This window comes from Microvirga sp. ACRRW (genome assembly GCF_022346925.1).
Taxonomy (GTDB): Bacteria; Pseudomonadota; Alphaproteobacteria; order Rhizobiales; family Beijerinckiaceae; genus Microvirga.
In genome coordinates this window covers 1-16,366 of record NZ_JAKRNJ010000004.1, presented here as the reverse complement: position 1 = coordinate 16,366, position 16,366 = coordinate 1, and the positions used below count along the sequence as shown (strand labels likewise).

General features: G+C 60.9%; 13 protein-coding genes. 10 read left to right on the top strand and 3 right to left on the bottom strand.

Annotated features, from left to right (window positions below; genetic code table 11):
• Nucleotides 1-5 precede the first annotated feature (5 nt).
• Nucleotides 6-1,601: an ABC transporter substrate-binding protein gene (locus tag MHY87_RS10285; protein WP_370644888.1), complete on the bottom strand. Its 1,596-nt coding sequence runs from the start codon at nt 1,599-1,601 to the stop codon at nt 6-8.
• A 207-nt stretch (nt 1,602-1,808) separates the two neighbouring features.
• Between MHY87_RS10285 and argH the strand changes: the two genes are divergently transcribed.
• From argH to MHY87_RS10265, 4 genes are all read left to right on the top strand, one after another.
• A complete protein-coding gene (gene argH, locus MHY87_RS10280) occupies nt 1,809-3,209 on the top strand; it encodes an argininosuccinate lyase (RefSeq protein ID WP_370644887.1) in 1,401 nt (466 codons plus the stop codon).
• Nucleotides 3,210-3,382: 173 nt separating this feature from the next.
• Nucleotides 3,383-3,817, top strand: a complete 435-nt coding sequence (locus tag MHY87_RS10275) for an Hsp20 family protein (protein ID WP_239351546.1) — start codon at nt 3,383-3,385, stop codon at nt 3,815-3,817.
• Between the two features lie 28 nt (nt 3,818-3,845).
• Nucleotides 3,846-4,112 carry a DUF1150 domain-containing protein gene (locus MHY87_RS10270; RefSeq protein WP_239351544.1) on the top strand — a complete coding sequence of 89 codons (267 nt, stop codon included), beginning with the start codon at nt 3,846-3,848 and terminating at the stop codon, nt 4,110-4,112.
• Between the two features lie 501 nt (nt 4,113-4,613).
• Complete coding sequence (locus tag MHY87_RS10265) at nt 4,614-8,681, top strand: hypothetical protein (protein ID WP_239351542.1); 4,068 nt, start codon at nt 4,614-4,616, stop codon at nt 8,679-8,681.
• A gap of 170 nt (nt 8,682-8,851) precedes the next feature.
• Here MHY87_RS10265 and MHY87_RS10260 read toward each other — a convergent pair whose 3' ends face one another.
• A complete protein-coding gene (locus tag MHY87_RS10260) occupies nt 8,852-9,613 on the bottom strand; it encodes a carboxylesterase (RefSeq protein ID WP_239351540.1) in 762 nt (253 codons plus the stop codon).
• A gap of 79 nt (nt 9,614-9,692) precedes the next feature.
• On the opposite strand from MHY87_RS10260, the gene MHY87_RS10255 reads away from it, so the two are divergent.
• The 6 genes from MHY87_RS10255 (at nt 9,693) to pheT (ending at nt 16,103) form a co-directional block, all read left to right on the top strand.
• Nucleotides 9,693-10,937 carry a glycosyltransferase family 4 protein gene (locus MHY87_RS10255; protein ID WP_239351538.1) on the top strand — a complete coding sequence of 415 codons (1,245 nt, stop codon included), beginning with the start codon at nt 9,693-9,695 and terminating at the stop codon, nt 10,935-10,937.
• Between the two features lie 135 nt (nt 10,938-11,072).
• Entirely contained in the window at nt 11,073-11,594 is a 522-nt protein-coding gene (gene infC, locus MHY87_RS10250; protein WP_239351536.1) for a translation initiation factor IF-3, read from the top strand.
• Between the two features lie 200 nt (nt 11,595-11,794).
• Nucleotides 11,795-11,995 carry a 50S ribosomal protein L35 gene (gene rpmI / locus MHY87_RS10245; protein ID WP_109598789.1) on the top strand — a complete coding sequence of 67 codons (201 nt, stop codon included), beginning with the start codon at nt 11,795-11,797 and terminating at the stop codon, nt 11,993-11,995.
• Nucleotides 11,996-12,037: 42 nt separating this feature from the next.
• Nucleotides 12,038-12,406: a 50S ribosomal protein L20 gene (gene rplT / locus MHY87_RS10240; RefSeq protein WP_239351534.1), complete on the top strand. Its 369-nt coding sequence runs from the start codon at nt 12,038-12,040 to the stop codon at nt 12,404-12,406.
• A gap of 178 nt (nt 12,407-12,584) precedes the next feature.
• Entirely contained in the window at nt 12,585-13,667 is a 1,083-nt protein-coding gene (gene pheS / locus MHY87_RS10235; protein WP_239351532.1) for a phenylalanine--tRNA ligase subunit alpha, read from the top strand.
• Nucleotides 13,668-13,679: 12 nt separating this feature from the next.
• Complete coding sequence (gene pheT / locus MHY87_RS10230) at nt 13,680-16,103, top strand: phenylalanine--tRNA ligase subunit beta (RefSeq protein WP_239351530.1); 2,424 nt, start codon at nt 13,680-13,682, stop codon at nt 16,101-16,103.
• 21 nt (nt 16,104-16,124) lie between these two features.
• Here pheT and MHY87_RS10225 read toward each other — a convergent pair.
• The coding region (locus tag MHY87_RS10225; protein WP_370644886.1) for a ThiF family adenylyltransferase at nt 16,125-16,366 on the bottom strand (242 nt) is incomplete at its 5' end.

Sequence of the window (16,366 nt, the reverse complement as noted above, 5' to 3'; positions counted from 1 at the left end):
CAGGGTTAGTTCTTCTTTGCCTGCGAGATGTCGTTGTCGCTGAAGGACGGACCGAGGACGAAGTTGCCCACGTTCTTGCGCACGGCCGCGACTTCCGTCTGCTGCAGGAAGATCACGAACGGGCCGTCGTCGAGAACCGACTTCTGCAGCTCCTTGTACATCTGCGCGCGCTTCTCGCCGTCACGCTCCATCACGGCAGCGCGGGTCTTGGCGGTCAGCGGGCCCGGATCCCAGGCATTGCGCCATGCGAGCGGCTTTGCCTTAGCGCCGTCCGAGTTGTCGTCGTTGGCAGCGAAAGTGTCCGCGTTGGAGTTCGGGTCCTGATAATCCGAGCCCCAGTTGCCGATATAGATATCGTGCTGGCGGGCGCGGTACTTGGTCAGGGCCTGCTTGGAGTCCATCGGCAGGATTTCGAGCTTCACGCCGGCCTGCGCGAAGGTGCTCTGCATGGCCTGTGCGACGCCCATGATTTCAGGCGTGGAGCGGGTGTCCATGGTCACCGAGAAGCCGTCCTTCAGGCCGGCCTTGGCAAGCAGTTCCTTCGCCTTGGCGACATCGAGCTTGTAGGGGTTGTTGGTCTCGGCGCCGAGGAAGCCCTTGGGCAGGAAGTTCTGGTGAACGTCGCCCTTGTACTTCATGATCGTGTCGGCGATCGCCTGATAATCCACGAGGTACTTCAGAGCCTGACGGACTTCGGGCTTGCCCAGGTTCGGGTTCTTCTGGTTCAGGCCGAGATAGTAGACCGTGCCCTTCGGAGCGCTCTGAACCTGGATGTCCGCATTCTTCGAGACGGCGGTGATCTCTTCCGGATTCAGGTTGCGGGCCACGTCGATATCGCCCTTCTCGAGCAGAAGACGCTGGTTCGCGGTTTCCTTGATGTGGCGATAGATCACGCGGGCGAGAGGGGTCTTCTTCTCGTAGTTCGGGTTGCGCTCGAGAACGAGAACCTCGTTCGCCTTCCAGTCGCGCATGATGTACGGGCCCGAACCGGCATACTTGGTCTTCAGCCAGTTATAACCGTAATCGCCGTCCTTCTCGTTCTGCGAGACCAGCTTCTTGTCGACGATGGAGGCGACCGAGTTGCCGAGAGCGTAGAGAACGAGCGTCGGGGCATAGGCCTTGTCGACTTCGAACGTCAGTTCGAGCGGGCCGGTCTGCTTGATCTTGTCCTTGGCGTTGTTCTTGTCGAGGCCGAACTGGCCCAGGATGAAGGCGGGCGACTTGTCGAGAATGACGGCGCGCTGCAGCGAGTAGACCACGTCCTCGGCGGTGATCGGGTTGCCGGAGGCGAACTTGCGGTTCGGCTTCAGCTTGAAGGTATAGGTCTTGCCGTCCGGCGAAACCGTCCAGGACTCGGCGGCCTGACCGTAGATCTTCGAAACGTCCTTGATGTCGTAGGCTACCAGGCGCTCATAGGTGTTGCCGTTGATCTCGGACGCGCTCATCTCGAAAATTTCGGCGGGATCGAGGGAGATGATGTCGTCCATCTGCCAGGCCTGGACGAGCGTGTCCGGCGGCGTTGCGGCCTGAACGGCGGAAAAAGAGGTCGCCATCGTGGCAACCATGGCTGCCGATAGGAGAAGTTTCGGTAGTGTCTTCATAGGCCAGTTCCCTTGTGGCGCTGGATGCGCCTTGTTTAAGCCAACCGTATGAATGCAAATCACACTGGCTCTGTCGAGTCTAGCAACTGGTTTTAAACTGGCAAACATTCGACAATGTGATTAATGCAGGTGCAACCCTGCTGCGCTTTGCCTTGGGAATGGACCTGTGGCAAAGGCTTGCTGACCTTTCAATCCGGGTGAAACACAGTGTCCGAAGAAGCCAAGAAGTCCGGTGCCAACACCATGTGGGGCGGGCGGTTCTCGTCCTCGCCGAGCGCGCTCATGGAAGCGATCAATGCCTCCATCGACTTCGACAAGCGCCTCTATGCCCAGGACATCCAGGGCTCCATCGCCCACAGCGCGATGCTCGCCAAGCAGGGCATCATCGCGGAGAGCGACCGGGATGCGATCCATCAGGGCTTGCAGCGTGTCCTAGGGGAAATCGAGACAGGAAACTTCACCTATTCCAAGGCCCTCGAAGACATTCACATGAATGTGGAGAGCAGGCTCCGTGAGATCGTTGGCGATCCCGCGGCGCGCCTCCACACAGCCCGAAGCCGCAATGATCAGGTTGCCGTCGACATCCGTCTCTGGATGCGCGATGCCCATGACCGCACCGACGAACAGCTGACCAATCTCATCAAGGCGCTGCTCGCGAAGGCGGAAAAGAACGTGGCGACCGTGATGCCCGGCTTCACGCATCTTCAGAGCGCGCAGCCGGTGACCTTCGGGCACCATCTGATGGCGTATGTGGAAATGTTCGGCCGCGACCGCAGCCGCATCCGCGATTCCCGCAAGCGCCTCAACGAATGCCCGCTCGGCGCGGGAGCGCTTGCCGGCACGTCCTTCCCCATCGACCGGCATATGACCGCGAAGGCCCTGGGCTTCGACGGCCCAACGCGCAACTCGCTCGATTCTGTGTCGGATCGCGACAGCCTGCTGGAGTTCATGTCGGCGGCCTCAATCTGCGCCGTGCACCTGTCTCGGCTCGCGGAAGAAATCATCATCTGGATGTCTGCGCCCTTCGGCTTCGTGAAGCTCCCCGACCGTTGGACCACCGGCTCCAGCATGATGCCGCAGAAGCGCAACCCTGACGCGGCGGAGCTGGTGCGTGGCAAGTCGGGCCGCATCTTCGGCTCGCTCATGGCCGTGCTCGCCATGATGAAGGGCCTGCCGCTCACCTATTCCAAGGATATGCAGGAGGACAAGGAGCAGGTCTTCGACGCCGCCGACAGCATCGAGATCGTGCTCGCCGCCATGACCGGCATGATCGAGGATCTGGAGCCCGTGCCGGAGCGCATGGCGGCAGTGGCCGGAGCCGGCTTCTCGACAGCCACCGATCTCGCGGATTGGCTCGTGCGCGACCTCGGCATTCCCTTCCGCGATGCCCACCATGTGACGGGCCGCATCGTCTCCGAGGCGGAGAAGCGCGGCTGCACTCTTGAAGAATTGCCGCTGGAGGTCATGCAGGGCGTCGAGCCCAAGATCCACAAGGGTATCTTCGACGTGCTGGGCGTTGAGAATTCCGTCCGTTCCCGCACGAGCTTCGGCGGCACCTCGCCGGTTCGTGTGGCGGAGCAGGTCGCCTGGTGGCGCGGTCAGGCCTGAGAACCGGCCCGTTTACTCTGATCGGCATCCCTGCCGGAGCGGCCCGGCAGGGGGCTTGATCCGCTCAGGAACCATATCCATATTGCGGGAAGCGGCTTTGTAACAAGGCTGCGTGGGTGCCTCATGAGAGGGCCCACATTCAACCGAAGTGCCTCTAACCTTGGGCTTCGAACATGTCGCGTCAGTCGCCCTTTGGGCATCCGTTTCTGTTAGGCTTCGACGAGATCGAGCAGGCGCTCGACCGGGTCGCGAAAGCAGGAGGAGACGGTTATCCGCCCTACAATATCGAGCGCTTGCCCCGTACCGAGCACGCTCCCGAGCGTCTACGCATCACGCTTGCTGTCGCTGGATTTACCCAGGATCAGCTTGAGGTGACCCTGGAAGAGAACCAACTCGTCATCCGGGGGCGTCAGTCCGACGACAAGACCAGGCACTTCCTTCATCGCGGCATTGCCGCCCGTCAGTTCCAGCGCGCTTTCCTCCTCGTCGACGGCATGGAGGTTCAGGGCGCCGACCTGTCCAATGGCCTGTTGTCGATCGACCTGATCCGGCCCGAGCCGGAGCGGATCATCCGCAAGATCAACATCATCGCCACGGACAAGGTTTGACGGCAGCATTCGCGTCAAGGAGATGGCCATGAACCATAATACCAACACTCATGCCGGCGGGCCTCTGGATGTAGCCGAGCTGGCGACCCTCGGCCTCGGCGAGATGGCCTATGTGAAACCGCTGCGTTCCGACGATGTCGCGCGGCTCTTTCCGCAGGCTCCCAAGCTGCAGCCCGGAATGAACCTCTACGCCCTTCTTTCCGCCAGCGGCGAGCCCATCATGCTGACCGACAGCCATGAAACGGCTGTCGCCAATGCCTGGGCGCATGACCTGACGACGGTGAGCCTGCATTAAGGCTCTTCTTTGCAATTCGTCGAGCGCTCCGCCTCGCCGCAGCGCTCGACTGCCCGTGCCTGGTTCCTGATACAGCGCGCTCTCACACAGAGAGTGATCAGTTGGTCTCCCGGAGAGACCAAGTGCAAGCGTTTGGTCCTGCTTCGCTGCAACGTCTTCTTAAAATCCACTTGTTGAAAAGCAGCCAACTTGTTGCTGCTTGCCTCGACATGCGGTGACGAGCCGCCATCGCTCAAAAACTGGCGCTGCAAGAATGTGTGCCGCGCTGCATCGTCAACGCCATACGACAGCTTGATCTGCGAGTTGCTGCCTGCGGATGCCAGCGTATCTTACCTACGGGCAAGGCGCGACCGGAGATTGAAAGAACGCAGTCAATGCCTCTTCAGGTGAAGGATGTGTGGAATGTGCTCGCGCACAAGACAGGCACTCCTCTCGTTCTGGAGAGTACCAATATCATTGTAACCTCCTAACGATGCGACCTTCTGGCTAGGGAGCATCAAAATGGCAGAGAACTACATTTACGAGGCAGATCCGCTTAAACCGCACAAGGATGCAACGTCGCTTTACACGCTGCGTAGCGGAGACACGCTGACCTTCAATTACAAATATGCCGGCGACGAGATCCATTTTTTCAATTCCTACTTTGGGCCTTTTGTGACCCTCGGCAGCAACAATGTCGTGACCGTCAATGTCTTCCTGCGTGGCCTGGCGGGCGTCGATGCCGGCATCATGTCAAACCCGCGCACGATCACTAAAAACAATCACATCATCGTCAATGCGAGCGTGGAAGGCGATAATGGCATCGTTCTGAAGGGATCCGGCAACACGGTCACCAACAGGGGCGACATCCTCGGCAAGAACGGCAACGGCCTGTCCATCGACGGCAACAGCTTTACCGTCACCAACGAGCGCCTGATCTCCGGCATAGACGGCATCGGGCTGGACCTATCCGGTGACAATGGCTCGGTCGTCAGCCAGGGCGATCTTGGGTTAAGAGGGCTCATTCACGGCGACGAGGTCGCCATGAAGCTGACGGGCTCAAACAACAAGGCCGATTTTGGAGAGAGAGGCCGCCTGATCACGGATTGGGACAGCCGCGACGGATCGGCCGACACGGATGGCGTCGGCGACGGCCTTCTGCTCAACGGCAGCAACAACGAGGTGCATCTCCACAAGGTGATCGCCGGCAACAAGGGCGTGTCGGTCTCTGGCGACGGCAACTATCTGTCGCTGAACGGCGCGATCATCGCCAAGCGTGGCATCGAGCTCAAGGGCAATCAGAATTCGTTCATTTCCACCGGCAACATCGAGTCTCGCGACACGGCGATCCTGATCCACGGCAACGAGTTCAATGTTCACAACACCGGCGACATCGTCAGCAGGGGAATTGCTGTCGATATTGTAGGCGATTACGGTCATTTCGAGCAATTCCTCGGCAAGATCAGCGGCACAAGGACGCTTGTGAGCCTTAACGGCAGCAACAACCGGGTCCACTCGCATGAGTCGGAATCGACCGGCGGCACGGCTTTCATTGTCGATGGGCTCAACAACTATCTGTCCCTGTGGAAGATCGATGCGGCCGATCGCGCCGTCTCCATGGCGGGCGTGGGCAATCATCTCGAGTTCCTGGGCGAGATCAATGCCGCCACCGAAGCGGCTTTTATTGTGGGCAGCTCCAACAGGATTACGGTTGGCACATCCAGCAATGTCTCGAGTGGGATCGCTTTGAACGTCACGGGCGATTCGAACTCCGTGGCGAACAGCGGAACGATCTCGGCGGTTGACAAGGCTGTCTGGATGAAGGGGCAGTCAAACCGTGTCATCAACAACTGGGGTATCGAAGGCAATACCGGCATTCTGGCCGAGGGCGATCTGGCCGTCATCAAGAACAACGGAACGATCGAAGGCAATACCGGCATTCTGGCCGATGGCGATGGGACGCTGATCGAGAATTACGGATCGATCACCGGCCATACGGGCGTGCGCTTCATGGGCGACGATGTCGTATTCAAAAGCATCGGTAGTTCTCGGATCACAGCCTCGTCCGATGCAATCTTGGTCGCTGGCAACAGGGCCAACATCCAGAACGGCGCCGATGTTACTCGCGGAGCCGTCAGGATCCATGGCGACCAGGCAAATTTCTTCGGCACCGGCAAGATCATCGGTTCCGATGTGGCGCTCGAGGTCATCGGCAGTAACGCGACCCTTTCGAATATCGGCGACATGTCGGGCGCGAGCAATGCCGTCCGCATTGTCGGCTACGACAATTCCTTCACGTCGATGTACGGCAACATCCAGAGCGGTGCTGGCTCGGCGATTGTCGTTAGGGGTAACAGCAACGAGGTGCTGCTCTCGCCGTTCACCCAGGTCTTCGGAGGCAATGCCGACGCGCCTGCCATCGTGATGGAGGGTGACGACAACTTCTTGCGGAGCACCCATATCACATCCGACGGCACGGCCATTCTGCTGAAGGGCACGTTTGCTGAATTGGAGCATGCCGGTCTGATCGACAGCAGGATCGGCATCGCGCTTGAAGGCAGCGCTGCCGTGATCGGCAGCGTGACCAACTCGTACATTCGCGCGGACGAAACCGCGATCCAGGCCACGGGTCATCAGAACAAGCTCAATCTCAAAGGCGGTATCTTCAGCGAGGCAGGCGACGCCATCGTCGTCACGGGCAATATCAATGAAGTCGTGATCGGCTCGCTCGGAACCGTCTCGGCCGGGGTTGCGGATGGCACCTCGGACGAAGAACCGGGCTTCGATGACGAAGCTGCCGGCCCGGTCTCGGCCATCGTGATGGAAGGCGTGGAAAGCAGGCTTCGGAACGAGGGCGCGATTGCCGCTTCGGGCATCGGCGTGTGGATCAAGGGCGACGAGGCGCGGGTCGAGAACCTGGGATCGATCAAAGGCCATGTCGGCCTTCTTCTGGAAGGCAGCGATGCCGTCGTGACGAGCGCGGAGGGATCGTCCCTTCATGGTGACAAGACGGCGCTCGGCATCCTAGGCCACCGCAATATTCTGAACCTCGACGGCAAGATCTCGTCGGCCAACAGCGATGTCATCGTCATTGCCGGCGACGGGAACGATCTAGTGATCGGCGCGCATGGTGAAATCTCGTCCGGAGATACCATCGAGATCCCCGAAGAGCCTGTTCCCACTATCGAGGGCCCAATCACTACCGCAGGGAGGGGCGTCGTAGCAGATGGCCTCGGAAACCGCGTGCGCAACGATGGCAACATCGCCGTCAAAGCCACGGGCGTCTGGATGAAGGGGTATGAGGGAGTGTTCGAGAACACGGGCAAGATCCGCGGCCAAATCGGCTTGTACTTCGAGGGCGATGGAGGCCGCCTGGCGAATGGAGAAAGAGGAAGCATCTCCGGCTTGGAAACAGCTGTCCGGATCAACGGAAGCCATAATGGCGTCAATCTTCGGGGGACGCTCTCGAGCGATACGGGCGATGCGCTCATCATCGAGAAGAATTACAATATCGTCGAAGTCGGATCTGTAACGTCGAAGAGCGATAGCGCCATCGCCGTGGATGGCATCTTCAACGAGATTTCTCTTTTTGGGAGTGCCGAAAGCCTAAAATCGACAGCCATCGATATGTGGGGCGACAATAATGAGATCACGATCAAGGAGGGAGCTTCTGCGGTCGGAGCCAAGAGCGCCATTGAGATCGCTGGCAACGCGGTGATCGTGAGCAATGAGGGCTACCTCGGTCTCTCGTCTTCGACGAAGGATCTCGCTGTCATCCTGTTCAAGAGTCACGCCAAAGAGATCTTCATCACGAACACCGGGCTGATCGATGCCGGCGATAACCAGTATGCGATCTATCAGCCTAACACTGCCAAGCCGCCAGTGCCTGAAGATGAAGGGCTACCGTCTGAAGGGTTTGTCGCGAACCGCGGCGTGATCAAAGGAGCGATCAAGTTCGGCTCCGGCGACGAGACATTTACCAACGAAGGTCGGATCATTTCGACGCGAACGTCGGGAAGCGATATCAAGTATGATGTGGATCTTGGGGATGGGAACGATATTTATCGGGAGACCGAGACTGCCATGACTTCGGGGATCAAGGTCTTCGGCGGAGATGGCAGAGACAGGTTTTTTGGAGGCGATTCCGACAATATCTTCTTCGGCGGCGAAGGATCCGATATCCTTATGGGCGGCAGGGGTAATGACACTCTCTGCGGCGGCATGTACATGAATACCCTCGACGGTGGCGAAGGGGCAGATGTCTATGTCTTCGAGATCGATCCATCCGACGATAATGTGCTATCCTATGACATGGTCGAGTTCATCCAGAACGAAGACATGTTTCACCTGTCCGGTTCGGCCTTCAAGTTCTTGAAGGCCGATAGCTCGGGACATGTTCTTGAGAGCCAGATTTGCAATAGCCCTGGGTCGGTGACAGCCGATCACAGGCTGATCTATAACCGCGCAACGGGAGAACTTGCTTATGATCCGGACGGTTCTGGCAGGGAATTCGGAGCCACGATTTTCGCAAAAATCACGACCGACACTCTACCACTCTCACTCATGTCGAGCGATTTTCTGCTGATATAAAGGCTTCAGGTTGTTGCCTTATGAATAGCTTGGGTGGCGTTTATCAGCATGCCATCCAGGCGATCAGCACCGGCTAAACAGGCTTCAGCCTGACAATCACCGCTGCTCTTGAGGCCAGGCGAACAGTTCCAGTTCGCCTGGCTTTTTTCTTTCGCTGCTTCAGGTAAAATTCAGGCAATGGCTGCAATCGCCCCGATCAGCCGCTCCAGATCCTCGTCCCGTGAAAGACGATGATCGCCGTCCTTGATGAGGGTGAGCGACACGCTGTCTCCCGGCAGGTGCTCCACCAGTTCGAGCGCGTGGTTCCACGGCACGTCCGGGTCTTCCATGCCCTGAAGGATGTGGACCGGGCAGCCGGTCTGGATCGGCTTTCCGAGGAGGAGATGCCGGCGTCCATCCTCGATAAGCTTCTTGGTGATCGGGTAGGGATCCTCCGAATAGGCGGACGGGCGGTAATAGACCCCGGTCTCTTCCACCGTCCGCCGGAGGTCTTCCGGAAAGCGCGCCCACATCAGCCTTTCCGTCATGTCGGTGGCTGGTGCGATGAGCACGATGCCGACTGGGGCGAGGGCAGGATGCTTGTCCATCAGGTGCCGCGCGGCGAGAAGCGAGATCCAGCCGCCCATGGAGGAGCCGACCAGAATGGGCCGCTCCTTCAGGAAGTGCTCCATGACGGCAAGGGCCTCTTCCAGCCAGCGAGAGATGGTGCCCTGTTCGAAATCGCCACCCGATTCGCCGTGTCCGCTGTAGTCGAAGCGGAGGAAGGCGCGGCCGTGAGCCTCGGCCCAGGAATCGATGGCGGTGGCCTTGGTGGCTCGCATGTCGGATTTGAATCCGCCGATCCACACCACAGGCGGGCCCTTGCCCTCCCGGTGGATCACGGCGATCCGGCGCTCGTCCGCTCCTGAGCCGAGTGTGACGCTTTGCTGCATGGTTAACCTGTCCTCAACTGCTTTGAAGCAAGGGTTTAAGCGATTCTGTCATCTTCCTTTTGAGAAGGCTCTTACATCGGTGAGTTTTTCAGCGCGACCCGGCGGAGGAGCATCTTTCCCGTCATCCCATTCTCATCCGCTCGCAGGCCGGACCATCCTGCAGATCATTCCGGAGCTTGAGGCCGGAGGGGCGGAGCGTACCGCGGTCGACATCGCCGAGGGGCTGGTGAACGCGGGTGCGCGGGCTCTGGTCGCCACCGAGGGCGGGCGGCTCGTGGGCGAGCTCCAGGCCAAAGGCGGCATCTGGATTCCCTTTCCGGCGGCCACGAAGAACCCGGTTTCCATGTTTCTCAACGTGCGCAGGCTCGCCAGGATCTGCCACAAGGAGAGGGTGTCCTTGATCCATGCCCGCTCCCGGGCTCCGGCCTGGGTGGCCATGGGCGCGGCCCGCAGCCTCAACATTCCCTTCGTGACCACCTATCACGGCAGCTATTCCGGCCGCTCCTCGGTGAAGGTTCTCTACAACTCGGTCATGGCTCGGGGCGACGTGGTCATCGCCAACTCGCAATACACCGCCAATCTGATCCGCTCTCATTATCCCCAATCCGCAGACCGGATCGGAGTGATCTACCGGGGCACGGATTTCCTCAAATTCGCGCCCGCCGCCGTGGCGCCCGAGCGAATCGAGGCTCTGCGCAAGGCCTGGGGCGTGGCGCCCCACGAGCGCGTGGTGCTGCTTGCCGCTCGCCTGACGGGCTGGAAGGGCCAGAAAGTGCTGATCGAGGCCGCGGCCAAGCTCCGGGATGCCGGCATGGCCGACGTCGCCTATATCCTGGCAGGCGATCCGCAGGGCCGGGATTCCTATGTGAAGGAGCTCGACAGCCTGATCGAGGCCAAGGGCCTGAAAGGCGTCGTGCGCCGGGTCGGCCATTGCATCGACATGCCTGCCGCCTTCCTGGCAGCGGCAGTCGTCACGGTGCCCTCGACGGAGCCGGAGGCCTTCGGCCGCTCGGCGGTGGAGGCCCAGGCCATGGGAACACCGGTGGTGGTGTCCGATCTCGGTGCCGTGCCCGAGACGGTTCTGGCCCCGCCGACCGTGCCGCAACAGGAGCGGACGGGCTGGCGCGTGCCCGCGGGCGATGCCGAGGCCCTGGCCGAAGCTGTAGGAGCCGCCCTGAGCCTCGGCGCCAGTGCCAGAATCGCCTTGAGCACCCGGGCGAGAGCCCACGTGGAGCGCCAGTTCTCGCTCGACCGCATGATTTCGAGCACGCTCAATGTGTATTCTGCCCTTCTGGATAGCTGGTCAGCCCACAGAACGAGTTGACTTCGCGCCATTTTGCGCGAAATGTCGAATTATTCTCGGCAAGGTTGAGCATGCTGCAGAGGCTTCTGGAAAGTCTCCCGCCTCGACTGAGCCCTTAAACAGGAGATACGAGCCATTCGCCGACCAATGAGACCTATGCCGGTGCCGCAAAAGGACGGACCGCGCGCAAACCGAGACATTCGCGGCGTCCGCGAAGTTCAGCTGATCGATGATACCGGACAGAACAAGGGCGTAATGCCCTTCTTCGATGCCATGCGCCTCGCCGAGGACGCTGGCCTCGACCTGGTGGAAATCTCGCCGAACGCGACCCCTCCGGTCTGCAAGATCCTCGATTACGGCAAATTCCGCTTCCTGGAACAGAAGAAGGCCGCTGAGGCGCGCAAGAAGCAGAAGACCGTCGAGGTCAAGGAAATCAAGCTGCGCCCGGGCATCGACGATCACGATTACGACGTGAAGATGAAGGCCATGAAGAGCTTCTTCGAGGAAGGCAACAAGGTGAAGATCACCCTGCGCTTCCGTGGCCGCGAAATGGCGCACCAATCCCTCGGCCTGAAGGTTCTCGACCGGGTCAAGGCCGATGTTGGCGATATCGCCAAGGTCGAGATGGAGCCGAACTTCGAGGGCCGCCAGGTCGTCATGGTGCTGGCCCCTCGCTAAGGGACTCTGCCACCAAGTGAAATTCATGGCCGCCGGCATCCCGGCGGCCATTGCTTTTTAAGGCGGCTTCTGCCATAAGCCGCCCTTCATCGAACCGCCCGGCTGTTAGGGCTGCCGTGGCGGTTTGTGTTGCTCACAGTAGCAATATGGGCTGAAAGGGCGGGTTTCCCGCTCTCGAGGCCTGACCAAAGGAGAGCAAAATGCCCAAGCTGAAGACGAAATCGGGCGCTAAGAAGCGCTTCAAGATCACTGGCACCGGCAAGGTCGTTTACGCCCAGGCCGGCAAGCGCCACGGGATGATCAAGCGGACCAAGAAGCAGATCCGCAACCTGCGCGGCACCACGACCATGTTCGAGGGCGACGCCTACAACGTGAAGAAGTACTTCCTGCCCAACGGCTAAGGCGGTCTTCCCCACCATCCCGGATTTTGAAGGAGTTTTCCCATGGCACGCGTCAAACGGGGCGTTACCGCCCACGCCAAGCACAAGAAGGTTTTTAAGGCAGCCAAAGGCTTCTACGGCCGCCGCAAGAACACCATCCGCATCGCCAAGCAGGCGGTCGAGAAGAGCATGCAGTATGCGACGCGCGATCGTCGCAACAAGAAGCGCACCTTCCGCGCTCTTTGGATCCAGCGTCTCAACGCTGCCGTCCGCCTGCATGACATGACCTATTCCCGATTTATCGACGGTCTCGGCAAGGCTGGGATCGAGGTCGATCGCAAGGTCCTGTCCGAAATGGCCATCCACGAGCCGGCGGCTTTCGCTGCTTACGTGGAAGCTGCCAAGGCTGCCCTGCCTCAGCAGGCCGCCTAAGTCGGATAGACTAGCTTTCGGTGCGGCTGGCTCGTTCAGCCGCACCGCCTTTACCCGCCTTTTCCGAGACCATCCGCGCTGACGGCTGAAACGCTGTCGGTTGCGACCACGCGGCTCGGCTATCTTCACGGTTCCCGCGCTGCGCCCCTGAAAGCGCTTAGCATCTGGCTAGGGACCGATGACCGATCTCAATCAACTCGAAACTGACCTGCTTTCTCAGGTCGAAGCCGCCGGCGACGAAGCGGCTCTCGAAGCTGTGCGCCTGTCCGCGCTCGGCAAGAAGGGCTCCGTCTCCGAACTCTTGAAGACCCTCGGCGCGATGACGCCGGAGGAGCGCAAGGAACGCGGGCCCCTCATCAACGGCCTGCGCGACAAGGTTCAGAGCGCCCTCACGGTGAAGAAGGAAACGCTCGCCGAGGCCGCTCTCGGAGCGCGCCTTGCCGCCGAGCGCATCGACGTGACGCTGCTCCCGCAGGAAGCGCCGGAAGCGCGCGGGCGCATCCACCCCATCAGCCAGGTGATCGAGGAACTGACGGCGATTTTCGCCGATATGGGCTTCTCCGTGGCCGAGGGTCCGGATATCGAGACGGATTATCTCAACTTCACGGCTCTGAACTTCCCCGTCGGACATCCGGCGCGCGAGATGCACGACACGTTCTTCCTCGCCCCCGACGAGAAGGGCGAGCGCAAGGTGCTGCGCACGCACACCTCGCCGGTGCAGATCCGCACGATGAAGTCGCAAAAGCCGCCGATCCGCGTGATCATTCCGGGCCGTACCTATCGCCACGACTCGGACCAGACGCACACGCCGATGTTCCACCAGGTGGAAGGCCTCGTCATCGACAAGCAGGCCAACATCGCGCACATGAAGTGGATTCTCGAAGAGTTCTGCAAGGCGTTCTTCGAAGTCGATCAGGTGAAGATGCGCTTCCGCCCGTCGTTCTTCCCCTTCACCGAACCGTCGGCTGAAGTGGACATTCAGTGCTCGCGTAAGGGCGGCGAAATCCGCTTCGGCGAAGGCACCGACTGGCTCGAAATTCTCGGCTGCGGAATGGTGCATCCGAACGTGCTGCGCAATTGCGGACTCGATCCCGACGAGTACCAGGGCTTCGCCTGGGGCATGGGCATCGACCGCATCGCCATGCTGAAATACGGCATGCCGGATCTGCGTCCGTTCTTCGAGGCCGATGTACGCTGGCTGAACCATTACGGCTTCCGCCCGCTCGACATTCCGTCCCTCGTCAGCGGCCTGACTTCGTAAAGGAGAGCACCAATGAAATTCACTCTCTCCTGGCTCAAGGATCATCTTGAGACCAATGCATCTCTCGATGAGATCGTTGAAACGCTCACGCGCATCGGCCTCGAGGTCGAAGGCGTCGAGGACAAGGCGAAGACGCTTGGCGCTTACATCAACGCCTATGTGATCTCCGCCGAGCAGCATCCGAACGCGGATCGCCTGCGCGTGTGCATGGTCGATACCGGCAGTGGCTCGCCGATCCAGGTCGTCTGTGGCGCACCTAATGCACGCACCGGCATGAAGAGCGTGTTCGCGCCTCCCGGCACCTACGTGCCCGGCAAGAACATCACGCTCGGTGTCGGCACCATTCGCGGCGTGGAGAGCGCGGGCATGCTGTGCTCGGCGGCTGAGCTTGAAATCTCCGACGATCACGACGGCATCATTGAGCTTCCCGCTGATGCGCCTATTGGCGTTGCCTACGCTGCTTATGCAGGCCTCGACGATCCGGTGATCGAGATCAACCTCACGCCGAACCGTCCCGATTGCACGTCGATCTTCGGCATCGCGCGCGATCTCGCCGCAGCCGGTCTCGGCACGCTCAAAGGTGGCGACGTTCCTGCCATTCAAGGCAAGGGCGCGTGCCCGGTTTCCGTGACGCTCGATTTCTCGGGCGATGACGCGAAGCTCTGCCCGACCTTCGCGCTGCGTCTCGTGCGCGGCGTGAAGAACGGCCCCTCGCCGGAATGGATGCAGCGCCGTCTGCTCTCCATCGGTCTTCGCCCGATCAACGCGCTCGTCGACATCACCAACTACATCACCTTCGACCGTGGTCGTCCGCTGCACGTGTTCGACGCCAAGAAGGTGAAGGGCAATCTCACCGTCCGCCGCGCGAAGGATGGCGAGGAAGTGCTGGCGCTCGATGGCCGCACCTACAAGCTCGATGCGGGAACGGTGGTGATCGCCGATGAGAACGGCGTCGAGTCGATTGCCGGCATTATGGGCGGCGAGCATTCCGGTTCGGACGAAGGCACGACGGATGTGCTGATCGAATCCGCTTTGTGGGATCCGCTCAACATCGCGCAGACGGGCCGCAAGCACGGCATCATTACCGATGCGCGCTATCGCTTCGAGCGCGGCATCGATCCGGCCTTCACGGTGCCGGGCCTGGATCTCGCGACGAAGATGGTGATCGATTTCTGCGGCGGTGAGCCGAGCGAGGCTGTCGTGGCGGGCAAGGTGCCGGATACGACGCGTGTGATCGAGTTCCCGTATTCGGAAGTGCCGCGCCTGTCGGGCCTCGATGTGAAACCTGCTGAATCCGAAGAGATTCTGAAGAAGCTCGGCTTCAAGGTTCAGGGCTCGGGCGAGCGCGTGAACGTCGTGCCGCCGTCCTGGCGTCCCGACATCGAAGGCAAGGCCGATCTCGTGGAAGAGGTCATCCGCATCGCCGGTGTCGACCGCATCGAGCCGCAGCCGCTGCCGCGTCTCGAAGCGACGGTCGCAAAACCGATCCTCACGCTGATCCAGAAGCGCACGCGCGTCGCGCGCCGCTCTCTCGCCATGCGCGGTTTGGTGGAAGCCGTCACCTGGTCCTTCATTTCGAAAGACGAAGCGGAGCTGTTCGGTGGCGGCGATGCGCGTCTTGCGCTCGCCAACCCGATTGCGGCGGAACTCTCCGACATGCGCCCATCGCTTCTGCCGGGTCTGTTGAAGGCAGCCCAGCGCAACGCGGATCGGGGTTTCGGTGATGTTGCGCTCTTCGAAGTCGGCCAGACCTTCGCGTCCGACGAGCCGGAAGGCCAGTCGATCAAGGCCGCCTCCGTGCGTCGCGGTACGGCGCGCGCCGAGGGCGTCGGCCGCCACTGGAATGGCGGAGCGGAAAGCGTCGATGCGTTCGACGCCAAGGCCGACGTTCTGGCGCTGCTGGCTGCTCTTGGTATTCCCGCAGGCGGTCTTCAGATCGTCGCGGGCGGTCCGGCCTGGTTCCATCCTGGCCGTTCGGGCACGCTGCAATTCGGCCCGAAGAATATCGTCGGCGCGTTCGGTGAGGTTCACCCGAAGATCCTGAAGGCGCTCGACCTGAAGGGGCCGCTCGTTGCCTTCGAACTCAATCTCGATGCGCTTCCGCCGCCCAAGGCGAAGCCCACCAAGATGAAGCCGAAGCTCTCGCTGCCCGATTTCCAGCCGCTCACCCGCGACTTCGCCTTCGTGGTCGGCCGCGATGTGGCGGCGGGCGACATCGTGAAGGCGGCCCAAGGAGCGGAGCGCGCGCTGATCGTGGGCGTCGATGTGTTCGACGTCTACGAGGGCACTGGCATCGACCCGGACAAGAAGTCCGTGGCCATCGCCGTCACGCTCCAGCCGACGGAAAAGACGCTCACCGACGTGGAGATCGAGGCCGTGACGGCCAAGATCATCGCGGAAGTGTCGAAGAAGACCGGCGCGGTGCTGCGCGGATAAAGGTTATGTCTCGGGCGCGGCTTAGGCTGTGCCCGAGGCCTTTCTGCCGTTGAGTGGGTTCCCCTCGTCCCACCCATATCGAACCGTGTCGAATCGCATCCCCCGTGCATCGACCATGAGGAGCCTCCCTACGAGGCTCTCGCCGAAGCCCACGATTTCCCGCATGACCTCCATCGCCATCAGGCTGCCCATCACGCCGGCCAAGGCCCCCAGAATTCCGGCCTCGGCGCAGGTGGGGACGGCTCCCGGCGGGGGTGGGGAGC